Genomic DNA, 16128 nt, shown 5'->3' with positions numbered 1-16128 from the left:
GGGGCAAAGAGAATGAACAATATTGAGTTTCTAAAACGGAAAGCAACTGAAATTCGAATGGAATTGCTAACAATGATTTATGAAGCGGGTACAGGGCATACAGGCGGCTCTCTATCCAGTACAGATATCTTAACGGCTCTTTACTATCATATTATGAATGTTGATCCAAAGAATCCGAAGTGGGAAGATCGTGATCGATATATTCAGAGTAAGGGCCATTCAGTAGAAGCTTATTGGGCCATCTTAGCAGATAAGGGATTCTTTCCTAAAGAGGAATTAAAAACATTCTCTCAATTTGGAACTAGATTAATAGGTCACCCAAACAATAAAGTACCTGGCGTGGAAATGAATACTGGTGCCTTGGGTCATGGGCTGCCAGTTGCTGTTGGTATGGCCTTGGCTGCTAAAATGGATGGGAAATCGTATCGCGTCTTTACTTTAATGGGAGACGGAGAACAGGCAGAAGGATCGGTTTGGGAAGGGGCTATGGCTGCCTCTCATTACAAGCTGGATAATTTAGTGGCTATCATTGATCGCAATAGATTGCAAATCACAGGAAGCACAGAAGATGTTATGTCCCTTGAACCATTCGGCGAAAAGTGGAGAGCGTTTGGCTGGGAAGTTGTTGAAGTAGATGGAAATGATATTGAACAGTTGGTAGAAGTTTTCGAGGAAGCTCCAAAAACTGCTGGGAAACCAACTCTTGTTGTTGCCAATACAGTAAAGGGCAAAGGTATTTCATTTGCCGAAAATGTAGCAAAATGGCACCATCACGTTCCAAGTAAAGAAGAATATCAATTAGCAATGGAAGAACTTTCTAAGCAATTGGAGGTGCTACAATGAGTATTGTTGCTCTAAAAAGTGCAAAAGGAAATAAAATTGCCAATCGTCAAGCGATCAGTGAGACTTTACTAGATTTAGCGAAGGAAAATAAAGATATTTTAGTCTTAACAAGTGATTCTAGAGGATCGGCATCTCTTGTAGATTTTGGTAAAGAATTACCTAATCAGATTGTAGAAGTAGGGATTGCAGAACAAAATCTAGTTGGGGGTGCTGCTGGATTGGCTGCAGCTGGAAAAAAACCATTTGTTGCCTCACCGGCTTGTTTCTTAAGCATGAGAAGTATTGAACAAATTAAGGTAGATGTGGCGTACTCCAATACAAATGTTAAATTAATCGGCATAAGCGGCGGCGTTAGTTATGGGGCGCTTGGTATGTCTCACCATTCTTTGCAGGATCTTGCTGTAACCCGTGCGATACCTGGTCTGGATGTCATGATGCCAGCTGATCGACATGAGGCTAAAAAAATGATTGAAGCATTAGTGGATTATGATCGACCGGTCTATCTTCGGATTGGCCGCAATCCTGTAGAGGATTCATATGTTTCTGAAGACTATGACTTCCAAATCGGTAAAGCTGTTACGATGAAAAAAGGTACAGATATTACGATTATTGCAACTGGGGAGACAGTCAGAATTGCTTTGGATTCCGCGGAAGCACTTCAAATGGAAGGTATTGATTGCAGAGTGATTAATATGCATACAATCAAACCGTTAGATGAGGAAGCAATTCTAAAAGCGGCTGAGGAAACAGGAAGAATTATCACCATTGAAGAGCACAGTATATATGGCGGTTTAGGTTCAGCTGTAGCTGAAGTTGTTTCACAAAATCATCCGGTTCCTGTTAAAATTATTGGTCTTCCAGACGAACCTGCTATTGCCGGAAAAACAGCGGAAGTATTTGAATATTATGGATTAAGTGTCGACAATGTCAAGAAGGTTGCCATTCAGATGGTAAATAAAGGATGAGGTGTTCCTAATGTCTCACGAGCAATATATCCTGGCCATTGATCAAAGTACGTCAGGAACAAAAGTTTTGCTTGTTAATTCAAAAGGGAAAATCACTCATAAATGTTCTGCCAGTCATAAGCAGCACTATCCTCAAACTAGTTGGGTAGAGCATGACCCGGTTGAAATCTATGAAAATGTTAAAACCCTTTTAACAGAGGTGGTTCAAACCACCTCTGTTCCAGAAGATGAGTTGGCTGTATTGGCTATAACGAATCAAAGAGAAACGATCGTGGTATGGGATAAAGAAACAGGAATTCCGGTTTATAATGCTATTGTTTGGCAATGCAGAAGAACATCAGACATGTGTGAAGAGCTGAAAGAACATGGATATGAATCGATCATCCAATCCAAAACCGGGTTAAAGGCAGATCCCTATTTCTCTGCATCCAAGGTGAAATGGATCTTGGATCATGTAGATGGCGTCAAAGATAGAGCGAGAGAAGGAAAGCTCTTACTAGGAACGATTGATAGTTGGCTTATCTGGAAATTAACTAGCGGAAAGGTCCATGCAACAGATTATTCCAATGCAAGCAGGACTCTTCTTTTTAATATCCATACTCTTCAATGGGATGAAGAATTGCTAAACTTATTTGAGATCCCAAGAGAAATGCTTCCTGAAGTAAAAGATTCCAATGAACTATTTGGCGTAACTGACGATCCACCTCTTCCGTTTACACGACTTCCTATCTCGGGTGTCATTGGAGATTCCCAAGGTGCATTATTTGGACAGAAATGCTTTGAGCCTGGAATGGCAAAAGCGACATATGGAACAGGTACTTCTGTTCTCATGCAAACGGGAGAAATGGTAGATGGTACCAATGGTTTGGTTACTTCAATAGCATGGGGAATGAATGGAAAAGTGAGCTATGCACTAGAAGGGATTATTAATAGTACCGGCGATACGATAAAATGGCTAAAGGAGCAGCTTGAATTAATCGATGAAATTGGCGAGGCAGAGCAGTTAGCGTGTTCGATTTCAGATAATCAAGGTGTCTATCTTGTACCAGCATTTGTAGGCTTGGGAGCTCCCTATTGGAAACCGTATACTCGGGCTGCCATTATGGGAATAAGCCGAAATACCGGGAGACCTCACATTGTACGTGCAGCTTTAGAAAGTATCGCTTATCAGGTTAAGGATGTTATTGAACTGATGCAATCCGAATCCAATATTCTGATTCAGAGTGTAAAAGTGGATGGAGGAGCAACAAGCAATCGTTTCTTAATGCAATACCAGGCTGATATGTTAGATATCGATGTGATTGCTTCAGAAGTAGCCGAATTATCTTCGATGGGCTCTGTTTATCTAGCTGGTTTAGGAGTAGGTATTTGGAAATCGACAGATGAGATCAACCAACTAAATCAGGAACATGAATTGTATCAGCCTTTGATGACCAGTGATGAGAGAGAAAAATATTATCATGGGTGGAAGCAGTCGGTAAATGGTGTCTTAGTAAGTTAGTAATCTTGCTTGAAAAATAAATTAAAAATTATATGACTAATTGAAACCCAAAAGCCTAAATTATTTAGGCTGTTTTTTATAGAAATAATTTTTTTAAAAGAGAATTAAATAAGACGTCAAACAGTATTTCAGGGTGAATCATGGAAAAACCAAAATATATACAACTTAAGCAAGAAATTCAATCATGGTTGGTTACAGGACAGTTTATAAAAGCGGGAAGAATACCTTCTGAAAAAGAAATTGCTGAACAGTTTCATATAAGCAGGCATACGGTAAGACATGCTCTTGGGGTGTTGGACAAGTTAACCAGTCTTCAATCTTCAAAAGTTGAAATGGGTGTACGTGCAGCCGATATGCTAATCAATAAGATTGAAAATAGAGAAATACAATGGGAAAAGGATATCCTTTTTAAACCTGAATTAATTATCAGAGATTCAACTCAAAAACATAAAGAACGATTAATTGTTTAATCTTAAGGAGATAAGAAAATGAATAGGTTAAAAATCTCAGAAAATAGAAGATTTTTTACAGATCAGGATGGGAAGCCATTTATTTGGCTGGCAGATACGGATTGGACCATTGCACATAGATTAAAATGGGACGATGCAGAATATTTGATGCAGAAGCGAAAATCGCAAGGATTTACTGTATTGCAGATTGTAGCACTCGACCCGGAGCAAGACAAGGAAATGAGAAATCCTGCCGGAGAAAAGGCTTTATTAAATGATAATCTGAACACTCCGAATGAAAAATATTTTGAGTATTTGGACTGGATCATAGACAAAGCAGAAGAATATGGATTTTATGTCCTATTACTTCCTGTATGGGGAGAACTTGTAGTAGGTCATAACTGGATGGGTGAGTTTTCAGAAAAGATTGTTACAGCAGAAAATGCTTTTGAATACGGAAAATGGATTGGGAACCGCTATAAGGATAGAAAAAATATCATTTGGTGTTTAGGCGGAGACAGGCAGCCCATTCATCTAGGGGTAGATTACAAGGATGTTTGGCGGAATATGGCTGAAGGGCTTGCAAAAGGGGTTCTAGATAAGGAACTTTCATATAACGTAAAAGATCCTGATTGGCAGAAGCTTTTACTAACTTATCATGCATGCCATGAAGCAGAGACAGGGGAATGCTCAACCATGTCCTATTGGACCGATGATGAGGCTTGGATTTCATTTATTATGATTCAATCTGGTCATGGATTAACACCTAAAAACTATGAATTGGTGGAAAATGATTATAATAGAAAAAACCCTATGCCTGTTTTTGATGGAGAACCCGCCTATGAACATATGCCGACGTCATGGCCAATCGGAACTGATTTCCACGGAGGCTGGATGGTGAGGAAACGTGCTTATTGGAGTTTATTTGCAGGGTCCTTTGGTCATACTTACGGTCATCCATCCGTTTGTTGGATGATCTCGGAAAAGGAAAGAGATAGTTTTAGAGAGTATTCTTGGTTTGAGGCTTTGGACCAGCCTGGCGCATGGCAGATGAAAATCCTCCGTGACTTTTTGGAATCTAGAGATTTAAGTAAGTGCATTCCGTGTCAGGAATTATTAATGGAACAGAATGATAAGATGGAAGATAGTATTGATGAACACATTCAGGCATGTGTAGAAAAGGAAGGGAATTTCGCTTGTCTATACTTTCCATCAGGTGGAGAAGAAACGGTAGATTTAAGTAGATTGAATCTAGATCAAATTCAAATTTGGTGGTTTAATCCCAGAGATGGACAATGCTATACACAAGAGAATGTTATATCAGATCAAGCAATTAGTATAGATGAAAAGAGAGGCGTTTTAAAAATAATCACACCTAATCGTGGATATGAGCAGGATTGGATTTGCTTGATAGAGAATAGAAATAATCACTCAACAATTCCCGGCCTAGCAAAAATTTATGGTGAATTGCCTGTACCGCCTGAAATTAAGAAAACATTTATGTGGTGATTTCTTAAATAAATATTAATTTAATAAATTATAAGCCAAACACCAAAAAGTGTTTGGTTTTTTTGTGTAAAAGAAAAAAAGAGAATTTATCCAAATAGGATGCGATTTAAAAATATATTCTTATGAAATATTTACCTATAATTGTAACTTCTTCTTCTATGCTATAATTCTGATTAAATATGATTAGGAAATTCATAATCTCTCCAAAGAAAAGCTGAAAAGGAAGAACGCTATGTCATACCTAAAGAAGAAATGGAATGCGATTATTATTACGATGTATCGCCATGTATATCAGAGGGTAGTGAGGAGCTTTCGCTATAAACTGATGCTGATTATGATCATGGTTATGCTGCTGCCGCTGCTTATCCTAATTTTATTTGCTATGGATGTTTCGCAAAATACCTTTGAGAGAGAAATTGTTAATTCTAATAAAGCTAGAATTGTTTTAGCTGGGAAATATGTGGATGAGAAGGTAAGACAAGCAGATCGAATTCTCTATTTCAGTTTAATTGACGAAAAATTGGTGCCTGCGATAAGCCAGGCGAATGATTACAACGCCTCATTGAAGTTTAATCAATTGGATTATATTCAAGATAAATTATATTCCATTTATTATGGCAATGAAAATATGGAAGGTATTTCCTTATATTCAAAAATGAATCAGAAAGTTTATTACATAGAAGCTGAAGATTTTAGGATTAGAAATATGCCAAGTAAGTCAGAAACAAACTGGACAGATCTTAAACGTACCCCAGATTCTAGCTTTCAAAGTTTTGATGGAGAGGGACTTTTTTCCTTAACCCGCAGTATTGTTAGATTCGAGGATCAGCAAGTAGCGGGGGGAATATCGGTGAAGATGAATTGGAACATGGTCGATAGTGTCATTGATATGTTAGAATCCGAAGATGCTAGTGAGGTTTTCTTACTGAATAAAGCGGGGGAAATTATTTATAATCCTGATGAAGTAAAGAAGCCATTTGTAAAAATGGAGAGTGCCGCTAAAAGAATTAATAAAATGAAGAAAGATGTATCTTATATTAAAACCAACGAAGGTTACATTTTCTTTAGGAAAGCAGTACATGGTGATGTAATAGTTGTCAAAGCAATCCCGAACTCAATGGTTTCAACCGGAGCGATGAAAACACTCAAATTTGGAATACTGGTTAGTGTTTTGTCCATTATTCTAACTATTATTCTTTCTATATTAGTTGCACTTGGAACAACGAGACCAATTATCAGGCTTGTTCACGCCATGCGAAAAGTCGAGGACAACAATTTCGAAGTCAAAATAGAAACAGAGCGGAAAGATGAAATCGGGATGCTTGAAAAAAGTTTTACTTCAATGATTCATCGAATTAAGGAATTAATAGAGAAAGAGTATAGAAATGAAATTGAAAAAAGAAATGCAAAATTCATGGCTTTACAAGCTCAAATTAATCCCCACTTTTTGTATAATACACTCCAATTAGTAGGGGGAATGGCCATCGCAAACAATGCTCGGGAGATATATTCCGTAATTTCTGCATTAAGTGACATGTTTAGATATATTACTGGAAAACAAGGGGATATTGTCGAGATTAGAAAAGAAATGGAACATCTCAAAAATTACTTGTATATTCAGAATATGCGTTTTACGGGGAACGTAGAGACGGATATTTACGTGGAGGAAGGGCTGGATTCTGCTTTTATTCCCATGCTATCCATTCAGCCCATTGTTGAAAATGCATTTAAGTATGGATTTGAACAAAAGGTTGGTAGATGGAAACTATCGATTGATGTGCAAAAAGTATTCGATGAAATTGAAATTACTATTACCGATAATGGAATTGGAATCGAGGAAAAACACTTAATAGAGATAAGGGAGATGCTGCGGGCTAATTCCAATAAACCTCAGGGGGCTAAAGGAAGCATCGGAATCCAAAATGTTATGGCAAGAATTCAACTTTATTACGGGGATGATTATGGTCTCGATATTTTAAGTGAGATTGGCCGCGGGACAAAAGTGATCATTAGGATTCCTGCAGAGAAGTCTTTGGAGGGAAAGAAAAATGTATAAGATGTTAATAGTGGATGATGAGAAATGGACAAGAGAAGTCATTAAACAATTTGGACAGTGGGATCGATACCAGATTGAAGTGGCAGGGGAAGCAAGCAACGGAAAGGAAGCAATAGAGCTAATTGAGGAGCTGGGTCCGGATATCGTGATTACCGATATGAAAATGCCAGGAGTAGACGGAATGGAGCTTCTTCAAGTCGTGAAGGAGCGTTTTCCACACATTCAGCTTATTGTGGCGAGCGGTTATGATGATTTTGTTTACATGAGACAGGCAATCCGATCAAAAGCGAGAGAATACTTACTCAAACCCATCAATCCTGACGATTTGAATCTAGCTATTGAAAGATGCATGGAAGAGATAAAAAAACAGTCTGGTCTTGTCTTTTATCAGCCGTTTTCAATAGTGAACCAAGATGTCTCCCAACTGATTATTGAGTACAAAAAAGCTATAGCTTCTTTTCTGCAAGATTTAAACGTATCGGGGTTTGAAAATGCCCTTCAGCGATTTTATCGTGAACTGCAATCATTCGGTCCTCTCGACCATAACCTGTTACTAAAAATACACCATGAGTTTATTGCGATTCTTGAGGAGCAAATGGTAAAGCACAATTGCAAGATCGCCAACTTTTTTGGCAGTCCGGAAGAATTGGAGTTTACGTCCCAAGGAATGCTGGACCATCAGCTTTCGTTAGGAAAGAACTTTATGGAGTCTATCATTCAGTTGAACAAAAAGAAGTCAAGAGTAGATTTGCAAGTGATTAAGGAGTATATTGACCGCAATTATACGGATTCAGATATCTCCCTGGAGATATTGGCAAACAAGTTCTTTGTCAGCAAAGAGTATTTAAGCAAAGCATTTAAGCTGAAGTATGAATGCAATATTACCGAGTATATTGTCAGCCATCGAATGGAACAGGCCAAGAAGCTGATTCAGGATAACGAACTGCAGATCAAGAGTATTGCACAAAGGGTTGGTTATGAAGATGTTTCCTATTTTTATCGTGTATTCAAGAAATATTTTAAAATTTCACCAGGAGAAATGAGAACAAGTTAAAAATATACAATTGAAAACGCTAATATTATTAAGTCCCTCTTGAAAAAGTTTGTAATAAGATTAGGTAAGAGTTTAGGAGTCTACTTTTGAAAGCGTGAACACAGATGCGCTTATCATCAGATTCTATAAAAAGGCTCTGCCTATCGATCTTGCAGAAATGGAACACAGAGAGGGGTTTTAAAATGAAAGAGCTATTATATGGTGTTGCCTATTATGATGAGTACATGCCTTACGATCGTCTGGAAACAGATATTAAAATGATGAAAGAGGCTGGAATAAATGTTGTCCGGATCGCCGAATCAACGTGGAGCACACACGAACCGCAAAATGGGATCTTTGATTTTACATCTGTAGATCGGGTGCTGGATGCCATGCATAAGGCCGGAATTAAGGTTATTGTCGGAACACCAACCTATGCGGTTCCAACCTGGATGGTAAAAGAGCATCCAGATGTATTAGCCGTGACTGCGCAGGGCCCGGGAAAATATGGCGCCCGCCAAATCATGGATATAACGAATCCCACCTACCTGTTTTATGCTGAAAGAATTATCCGGAAATTAATTGGACGTGTAAAAGACCATCCTGCAGTCATCGGCTATCAGACAGATAATGAAACTAAGCATTATCACACAGCAGGTCCCAATGTTCAATTATTATTTGTGAAATATATGAGAGAGAAGTTCAAGACACTGGAAAATATCAACATAAAATTCGGACTAGATTATTGGAGCAACCGGATAAACAGCTGGGAGGACTTTCCTTCAGTGGTCGGTACAATTAATGGAAGTTTGGGATCGGAGTTTGCGAGGTTCCAGCGTCAACTCGTTACAGATTTTCTTGCATGGCAGGTCTCCCTCGTTAATGAATATAAACGTCCTGATCAGTTTGTGACACAGAATTTTGATTTTGAATGGAGAGGTTATTCGTTTGGTATTCAACCAAGTGTGGACCATTTCAAAGCTTCCAAGGCGTTTGACATAACAGGTGTGGATATATACCACCCTTCACAGGATGATCTAACCGGAATTGAAATCTCCTTCGGGGGGGATGTCGCACGTTCGACGAAAGGAAGTAATTATCTAGTCATAGAAACGGAGGCTCAGGCGTTTACCAATTGGGTACCCTATCCCGGCCAGCTAAGGCAGCAGGCGTTCAGCCATCTTGCTTCAGGGGCTAATATGGTTGCCTATTGGCACTGGCATTCGATTCATAACTCCTTCGAAACTTATTGGAAGGGTTTGTTAAGCCACGACTTTGAGCCCAACCCTGTGTACAATGAAGCCAAAACAATTGGTAATGATTTTGCACGACTTTCTCCGCATCTTGTCAATCTGAAGAAAAAGAACAAGGCAGCCATGCTCGTTAGCAATGAATCATTAACAGCGCTTGAATGGTTTACATTCAATTCTTCCAGCAGCAAAAAGTACAATGATGTTGTCCGAATGATGTATGATCAGCTTTACAAAATGAATATTGGCTGTGATTTTGTGAATCCGTCCAGCGAAACCCTCGAAGATTATGACATGCTCATTGTACCTGCACTATACACGGCTTCTGACGAGTTATTGAACCGTTTGAACGAGTTTGTAAAAAATGGCGGGCATATTGTTTATACGTTCAAAAGCGGTTTTACCGATGAAACAGTTAAAGTCAGAACGGTACAGCAGCCTGGTATTATTAGTGAGGCGTGCGGAATTATTTACAGCATGTTTGTAGAGCCGAAAAACGTTTCTTTAAAAGGCGATCCTTTCGGTGTGGGACAAGAGCATAATACCGTTGATACGTGGATGGAGCTGATCACACCTGTATCCGCAGAGGTATTGGCCTATTACGATCATCCGCATTGGGGGCAATATGCAGCGATCACCCAGAATCGTTTCGGAAAAGGGCTTGCTACTTATATTGGAGCGATGATCAGTGAGGCGGCAATGAATAAAGTGCTGGAGCATGCTGTGAAGCAAGCTGATCTTTGGGGTGTGGACCAGGAATTAGCCTTCCCGCTGATTACGAAGTCAGGCATCAATGAATTTGGGAAAACAATTCGTTACTATTTCAATTATTCCGATAGCACTAGATCTTTTGTGTATCCATACGGAGAAGGGGTAGAATTACTGTCTAACACTACTATTGCCAGTGAACAACTATTGGACATTGAGCGATGGGGAGTACTTGTTATTGAAGAGAATTAACTAGGTTTTTCTCTGAGATTTATATTTTTACTGGCCATTCTTCAAGGAGCAGCTGCCTCGAAGGATGGCTTTGTTATTATTAGACAATTGGTGAAACTAAAAAAGTACAAATGAAAGCGCTAATATTTTCAATTTTCTCAACCGAGTAAAAAAGTTAGTATAGAGACAAGCAAGAAAAACCAATCAGGGGGTAACAAGAAATGAAGAAAGCGTTCTCACTTATACTTGTTTTTGTTTTGGTTATCAGCATGCTTGCTGCATGCGGTTCTGCAAATGATTCAGCTTCAGGTGACGGTAAGGAAAATGGGGGAAAACAGGTTGAATTAAAAATCTTTATCGGTCAGCCAAGATTTAAAGAACAGTATGAAACGTATTTTGATCAATTTGTGAAAAAAGAAAAAGCCGAAAAGAATATTGATGTAAAAATCAAATTGGAGCTTCCAAATGTTAACCAGGCATCACAGCTATTAAAAACAAGACTTGCTTCAGGTGATAGCCCTGACATCTTTAGTCTTCACGCTGTAAATGACATTCCTGTATTTAATAAAGCAGGCTACTTAGAGGATTTATCAAAGGAGCCATTTGCTGATAAGTTGTATGATACGATTAAACCCGCTGTAACAACAACAGATGGAAAAGTAGTGGCGGTTCCTCTCGAAACACTTCAATGGGGCTATTTATACAATAAGAAAATTTTTAATGACCTAGGCTTAAAATTGCCACAGACGGTTTCTGAAATGAAAGAGACAGTTAAAGTACTAAAACAAAATAAGGTCACACCATTTTTGTTAACTTATAAAGATGCATACATTCCGCAGTTATTTTTACCGCTTACTGTAGGTGGAACCATTAGTACGGAAACACCTGATTTTATGAAAGACATGAATGCAGGTAAAGGTTCTTTTAAAGAGATTAAAGACATGTTTACTATGATGGATTTAGCAAACTCTAATGGGACAACACGTGCATTTGAGAACGGTCAGGATCAGGGAGCAGCGGATTTTGCAAATGGAAAGGCTGCAATGTGGGTACAAGGTCCATGGATGGCAGAATCGATTTTGAAAGCAAATAAAGACTTTGAATTTGGTGTTGCACCAATGCCAATTAACGATGATCCAAAAGCTACCTTATTGAATTTAAGTACATCAACTTCTCTAGCTGTTTCAAAAATGAGCAAGAACAAAGATGTTGCAAAGGATTTAATTAATTATATCCTGGATGACAAAGATTCTAGTGACTTCTATAAGAGTCTTGGATTTAATCCAATCTCGAAAGTTCACACATTTGAGCCATTTCCTTGGTTAAAAGAATCATCTGAATATGTATCACAAGGAAAAACTGTACAAGACCCAGCAATTCCAATTGCTGTTAAAGACGAGTCGCAAAAATTATTCCAAAGCTATCTTGCAGGTGATGCATCCAAGGCTGAAGTTATTAAAGGCTTGGACCGTGCATGGGAGCAATCCAATAAAAATAATAAGTAAACCAGTCATAATCAGCCATTGATAAAGGCAGCTTTTTACAGCTGCCTTTATCATTAATCAAATAATAGGTGAGGTGTGAAGTTATGCCGCAAATAGGCAAACATAACAGTGACGTGGTGATTAACCAGGTTCCGACGAAAACCGATTCAAAAAGTTCTGTACGTTTCAATAAACAAAAAGGGACGCTAAGCTTAATATTATTCGTACTTCCGGCCTTTATCTTTTACTTTGTATTTTTATTGATCCCAACTGTGGGGGCAGGGTTCTACAGCTTCACGGATTGGAATGCTCTATCGCAAACATTTAATTTCGTAGGCTTTGATAATTATATTGAAGCGTTTAAAGACGATCCAGATTTCCGTCATTCGTTTTTCTTTACGCTAAAATATACAGCTTTCATGTTTGTATTTCAAAATGTGATTGCCTTGCTTCTGGCATTATTTATTGAAACTAGAGTGAGAACAAAAGGCCTTTTCCGAACCATATTCTTTATGCCAAATATGTTAAGTCTAATTATTAGTGCATTAATGTTTTCATTTATTTTTTCAAATGTTCTTCCTGAACTATCTAAAAAGGCTATCCTTCATTTTCTAGATCAACCGTGGATTGGGGATGCAGATGTTTCCTTCTATTCGATTCTGATTGTGTCCTTATGGCATGGAATTGGCTATATGATGGTTATTTATATGGCTGCGCTGCAAGGTGTACCGGCACATCTTAAAGAAGCTGCTCTGATTGATGGAGCAAATCCTTTCCAACGACTTATTCATGTTACAATTCCGATGATTATGCATGCAATTACAATCTGCGCCTTTTTAACATTGAATGGTGCCTTTAAGGTGTTTGATGTCGTATATGCATTAACCGCAGGCGGACCGGGCAGATCGACGCAGGTTATGGCTCTTAATATTTATGAAGAAGCATTTTCGAATAATTTCAGATATGGTTATGCCAATGCGAAAGCAATGATTTTGTTTTTAATCGTACTAGTAATTACATTAATTCAAACAAGAGTGTTGAAGAAGAAAGAGGTGGAGGCTTAAATGAAAAGAGTTTCTGGGATTCTAACTACACTTATTCTGGGCATTTTTGCAGCTATCTCGTTTTTCCCTATTTACATGGCGTTAATTAATTCGTTTAAAACTCAAGGGGAAATTTTTAAGTCTGTATTAACGTTACCTACTAAATTACACTTTGAAAACTATACCGGAGTATTTGATCAATTGAATCTATTCCATAGTGCTTGGAACACTGTTATTGTAACGGTAATCGGGTTAGCAGGCATTGTGTTTTGTGGATCATTGGCGGGTTATAAACTGGCCAGGACACCAGGGAAGTTAAGTAACTTTATTTTCACATTATTTCTCGCATCCATGCTTGTTCCGTTTCACTCGATTATGATTACTTTAACAAAAATGGCCAAAGGGGTACATGTCCAGGGATCTCTTTGGGGATTAGGTCTTATTTATATTGGACTTGGGGTGAACATGGCCATCTTTCTATACCATGGTTTCGTAAAATCCATACCGAAAGAGCTCGAGGAAGCTGCGAAAATCGATGGCTGCAATGATTTTCAGATCTTTACTAAAATCATTTTCCCACTGTTGAAGCCAATTACGGCAACGATCTTAATTTTGGATATTTTATGGCTCTGGAATGACTTTTTATTGCCTTTGATTATGCTTACAGATGTTAATAATTATACTTTAATGCTGTCAATTAATATGTTATTTGGACAATACAATAGTGATTGGCCGAAAATTCTTTCTGGCTTAATTATTACAGCACTTCCAGTCGTGGTATTTTACGCCATCTTCCAGAAGTACATTCTTAAGGGAATTGCGGAAGGTGCTATCAAATAATCTACTATTCTTTTTAATCGACATTGCTTTATCCATAATCAAGACAAAAACCGCATTGCTCTTTGCAAGCGGTTTTTGTTTTAATTTTAACGAGATGAAAAAAATAGGCAATAAACTTTGGAACCTGATTTTCTTAAAACTTTTGTTTTTGAATAAATACAACTAAATCTTATCAATCGAATACTTGTGAAAACTGGATACTATTCTTTATATCTAATGTGTTTAAGCCATTTGTGAAGTTTCATATTTAAAGAGCCTGTTCTTCTGATTGATAGTTAAGATTTCAAAGGTAAAATGAACATCAAGTAAAATATAAAAGCACAGTTGTTGCCGAAAGGCATTGCTGAGCTTTATTTTTGTAAATCAACCAAAAAAAGCAGACATTATCCAAAAAATATAGCACTTACATTACCCTCTTAATTAATATAAACTTATTTGTAACCATAATTCCTAGTTGCAAGTACTGTTTATTGTATGTGAATTCGAAAGCGTTTTAATAAAAGGACAACTCGTTTAACTTAAATATACTCGCAAATCTGTGTCAGTTAGATACGCATAGTATTAAGCGAGAGAATTCAGGAGATTAAGGCATGAGTATACAAAAGCTTGAAAAACAGTTTACGATACGAAATGATAAGTTTATTGAACAAGCAGAACAACTAAAGCCGCAGCTTTTTGAAACGATTGTGAAGCCAAAAGCTATAGTGGAAGTAAAGGCTGACTCAAATGTGATTCATGGCTGGAAAACTGTTGATGTTGCTCCTGCTTCAACTCTTACAAACGAAGAATTTGGAAAAAATGATTCCTTTATTCTTGATTTTGGTAATCATCAAGTTGGATATCTTTCGATAAATATCCGCCCCACTGGAAGTCCACCAGATGCACCTTTTAAGCTAAAAATAACAATTGGTGAAATGCCGGTTGAGATGGCTCAGCCCTTTGAAAATTATAATGGATGGCTTAGCAGTTCCTGGCTGCAGGAAGAAACGATTTTTGTTGATGTATTGCCTGCTACCATAACATTACCGCGCCGTTACAGCTTTAGGTATGTTAAATTTGACATAGTGGATACATCAAAGAAGTACAGAGTTGTATTTGAAAATGTAGAATGCAGGGCTGTTACCTCTGCAAAAATAAAAGATGTTCAAATTATCTCCCACCCGGATCCTGAACTTCAAAAAATAGATGAAGTCAGCATAAAAACACTTGCAGATTGCATGCAGGATGTTTTTGAAGACGGACCAAAACGCGATCGCAGACTTTGGTTGGGGGACCTGCGATTGCAAGCACTGGCAAACTATAAAACTTACAGAACAAATGATCTCGTTAAACGATGTCTTTACATGTTTGCAGGTGTTCCAAATGATACAGGAAAGGTGCCGGCAAATGTATTTGTAGAACCAAAGCTGATCGCTGATGATCTCTATATTTTCGATTACTCCTTGTTCTTTGCGGTAACTTTGCATGATTACTATTATGCAACAAATGATATGGAAACATTAGAAGAATTATGGCCTACTGCCTATCGTCAGATTGAACTTGCCCTCGAACGACTGGATGAGAATGATATTGTGAAAGATTCATCAGACTGGTGGTCATTCATTGATTGGCAGGAGGGATTAAATAAGCAAACCCCGTCACAAGGAGTTTTAATTTATACAATGAAACGGGCAATCCGTCTCGCAGAGGAATTGAATACTCCTCAAAAGGAGACATTGGAAGTCCGTTTGGCAGAAATTGTGGAGGCCACAAAAACTTATTTGTGGGACGAAAAACAGCAATTTTTTATCAGTGGTTCCGACCGTCAAGTATCCTGGGCAAGCCAAATTTGGATGGTGCTTGCAGGTGTGTTGACCAAGGATGAGAACAAAGAACTGATGAATCATCTTTTAATAGAAAAGCCTATGATAGGTATTGCTACCCCATATATGTACCATCATCTCGTAGAAGCGTTGATAGTTTCCGGAGAAAAAGAACGGGCGGTAGCAGAAATGAAAACATACTGGGGTGGTATGATCCGAGATGGAGCGGATACGTTCTGGGAATTATATGATCCTAAAAATAAAGAGTTTTCACCTTACGGAAGCTATTTAATCAACAGCTATTGCCATGCCTGGAGCTGCACGCCGACTTATTTAATCAGGAAGTACGATTTATAAGAGGAATATAATGGTTATAGGCCATTAATCAGAAAGTTATTTTAGTTCGGCATATTA

Annotated in this window: 12 protein-coding genes; all 12 read left to right on the top strand. The window is 38.1% G+C overall.

Translation table 11 applies throughout. The features are described from left to right. The first annotated feature begins 12 nt into the window (after positions 1–12). Entirely contained in the window at positions 13–843 is an 831-nt protein-coding gene (locus tag GXK58_RS05075; protein ID WP_160720466.1) for a transketolase, read from the top strand. Then, positions 840–1808 carry a transketolase family protein gene (locus GXK58_RS05070; protein WP_160720464.1) on the top strand — a complete coding sequence of 323 codons (969 nt, stop codon included), beginning with the start codon at positions 840–842 and terminating at the stop codon, positions 1806–1808. The genes GXK58_RS05075 and GXK58_RS05070 overlap by 4 nt, the downstream gene beginning before the upstream one ends. Positions 1809–1818: 10 nt before the next feature. Then, positions 1819–3309 (top strand): glycerol kinase GlpK, encoded by a 1491-nt coding sequence (gene glpK / locus GXK58_RS05065; RefSeq protein WP_160720462.1) that lies wholly within the window; start codon positions 1819–1821, stop codon positions 3307–3309. A 140-nt stretch (positions 3310–3449) separates the two neighbouring features. Then, positions 3450–3779, top strand: a complete 330-nt coding sequence (locus GXK58_RS05060) for a GntR family transcriptional regulator (RefSeq protein WP_237389571.1) — start codon at positions 3450–3452, stop codon at positions 3777–3779. Positions 3780–3797: 18 nt separating this feature from the next. After that, a complete protein-coding gene (locus tag GXK58_RS05055) occupies positions 3798–5267 on the top strand; it encodes an apiosidase-like domain-containing protein (protein ID WP_160720460.1) in 1470 nt (489 codons plus the stop codon). Positions 5268–5499: 232 nt separating this feature from the next. Further along, the gene (locus GXK58_RS05050; RefSeq protein WP_160720458.1) at positions 5500–7323 is read left to right on the top strand and encodes a sensor histidine kinase; all 1824 of its coding nucleotides are present in this window, start codon (positions 5500–5502) and stop codon (positions 7321–7323) included. Beyond that, entirely contained in the window at positions 7316–8377 is a 1062-nt protein-coding gene (locus GXK58_RS05045) for a response regulator transcription factor (RefSeq protein WP_160720456.1), read from the top strand. The genes GXK58_RS05050 and GXK58_RS05045 overlap by 8 nt, the downstream gene beginning before the upstream one ends. Positions 8378–8559: 182 nt before the next feature. Then, entirely contained in the window at positions 8560–10566 is a 2007-nt protein-coding gene (locus GXK58_RS05040) for a beta-galactosidase (RefSeq protein WP_160720454.1), read from the top strand. A 200-nt stretch (positions 10567–10766) separates the two neighbouring features. Next, positions 10767–12050: an ABC transporter substrate-binding protein gene (locus GXK58_RS05035; RefSeq protein WP_160720452.1), complete on the top strand. Its 1284-nt coding sequence runs from the start codon at positions 10767–10769 to the stop codon at positions 12048–12050. Between the two features lie 83 nt (positions 12051–12133). After that, positions 12134–13093 carry a carbohydrate ABC transporter permease gene (locus tag GXK58_RS05030; RefSeq protein WP_160720450.1) on the top strand — a complete coding sequence of 320 codons (960 nt, stop codon included), beginning with the start codon at positions 12134–12136 and terminating at the stop codon, positions 13091–13093. Beyond that, a complete protein-coding gene (locus GXK58_RS05025; protein ID WP_160720448.1) occupies positions 13094–13912 on the top strand; it encodes a carbohydrate ABC transporter permease in 819 nt (272 codons plus the stop codon). A gap of 590 nt (positions 13913–14502) precedes the next feature. Next, positions 14503–16071 (top strand): alpha-L-rhamnosidase-related protein, encoded by a 1569-nt coding sequence (locus GXK58_RS05020; protein WP_160720446.1) that lies wholly within the window; start codon positions 14503–14505, stop codon positions 16069–16071. Positions 16072–16128 lie beyond the last annotated feature (57 nt).

The organism is Bacillus sp. USDA818B3_A (genome assembly GCF_009928415.1).
Taxonomy (GTDB): domain Bacteria; phylum Bacillota; class Bacilli; order Bacillales; family Cytobacillaceae; genus Neobacillus.
This window is presented reverse-complemented; position numbering and strand designations above follow the sequence as displayed.